We start from the raw sequence: 1,714 nt of genomic DNA, 5'->3' as shown, positions 1-1,714 counted from the left end.
CGTCCTTGCCCTCCCACGACTACCGTCGGCGGACGAGCTCGACCGCGCTGCGCGGACGGGCGAACCGTTCGCGTCGGTCGCCGACCGGTACGACGCGGTCGACACCGACGTCGAGACCGCGGGGAACTGAGGGCGTGCCCCTCCCGGCCGCGGCGTGGCGCGAGCGCGTGGAGTTCGAGCGCCGGCTGGTCCACGCGAGCGGCACGCTGTACCCGGTCCCGTACCTGTTGGGCTGGATCTCGTGGGAGGCGACCGGGCGGTTGATGGTTCTCAGCGTCGCGGTCGCGACCCTCCTCGAAGCGCTGCGGCTCACCGACTCGGTCGGCCCGCTCGACCCGCTGTACGACGCGCTCGTCCGCGAGTACGAGGCCGACGGGGTCGCGGGCTACGCGCTGTATCAGGTCGGCATGGCCGCAACCGCGCTCCTCTTCGCGCCGGTGTTCGCCGTGCCCGCGATGTGGATGCTCTCGATCGGCGACCCGATAAGCGGCGGGCTCGGCGAGAACGCGGCGACGGAGCCGAAGCGGCTCTCCGTGGTCGCGGCGATGGTGTTCGTCTGCTTCGGGATCGCCGTCCCGTACGCGATCCCCGAGTTCGGTCCCGACCCCGGCGTGATCGTCGCCTTGGCGGGCGCGATTCCGGCTGCGGTCGCCGACGGCCTCCCGCCGCTCATCCGCGGCGTGGCCGTCGACGACAACCTCACCATCCCCCCGGCGGCCGCGAGCGGAATGTTCCTCGCAGCCGCGCTGATCGCGTAGCGCCTGCTCGGGCACGTTTCACTGCCGGGCGCGGCGACGCCGCGGATTGTGGAACATGACGACGCCGCTGCTCACCGAACGAGACTGCGAGAAGCGCCGAGGCGGAGATTTGAACTCCGGTGTCCGAATGGACAGTAGATTTCGAATCTACCGCCTTGGCCAGGCTAGGCTACCTCGGCTCGTCTCCACGTTCGCCGGTTCCGCTGTTATGCGTTTCGATCGCGCCCGCGACGCGTCCCGTCCCTCCGGCCGACCGTCTCGCAGTCCCGGACTCTTGATCACGGCCTCGCCGCCCTCGTCCCGGCAACGTTTTTCGCCCCGGCTCCCGTGCGGTCGGTATGGATGTCCCCGAAGCGGCCGACGCCTGCGCCCGCGTCGTCGACGAGGTCGGCGGCGCGGTCGTGGCCGACCGCGAGTTCTTAGAGCGCGTCACGCTCGGTATCCTCGCCCGCGGCCACGTCCTCCTCGAAGACGTGCCCGGGACCGGAAAGACCCTCTCGGCGCGCTCGTTCGCGACCGCGCTCGGCTTGGAGTTCTCGCGGGTCCAGTTCACCCCCGACCTCCTCCCCGCCGACGTGACCGGGACCAACGTGTTCGACGAGCGCGACGGCTCCTTCGCGTTCTCGCCGGGACCGATCTTCGCGAACGTCGTCCTCGCCGACGAGATCAATCGCGCCCCGCCGAAGACGCAGGCCGCGCTGCTGGAGGCGATGGAGGAGGGACAGGTGACCGTCGACGGCGAGACCCACGACCTCCCCTCGCCGTTCTACGTCATCGCGACGCAGAACCCCGTCGAGAGCGAGGGCGCGTTCCCACTCCCGGAGGCGCAGCTCGACCGGTTCACGATCAAGACCTCGATCGGCTACCCGGACGAGGACGGCGAGCTGGAGCTGCTGCGGCGGCGCGCCGGCCGCGTCGAGCAGTCGCCGAGCGTCGACCGCGTGCTCGATCCCGAC

At 70.9% G+C, this 1,714-nt stretch carries 2 protein-coding genes and 1 tRNA gene; 2 read left to right on the top strand and 1 reads right to left on the bottom strand.

What is annotated here, in order from left to right:
• Positions 1–134 precede the first annotated feature (134 nt).
• Positions 135–758, top strand: coding sequence for a dolichol kinase (locus BN903_RS06395; protein ID WP_048076963.1), 624 nt, complete (start codon positions 135–137; stop codon positions 756–758).
• Between the two features lie 94 nt (positions 759–852).
• On the opposite strand, the gene BN903_RS06390 is transcribed toward BN903_RS06395, so the two are convergent.
• Positions 853–937 (bottom strand) — tRNA-Ser (locus BN903_RS06390).
• Positions 938–1,096: 159 nt separating this feature from the next.
• Here BN903_RS06390 and BN903_RS06385 point away from each other — a divergent pair.
• Positions 1,097–1,714 (top strand): MoxR family ATPase (locus BN903_RS06385; protein WP_048076962.1); only part of this gene is annotated, 618 nt, incomplete at its 3' end.

Source organism: Halorubrum sp. AJ67, assembly GCF_000513435.1.
Note: the sequence above shows the minus strand (reverse complement) of the source record. Positions and strands in the feature narration are given on the sequence as shown.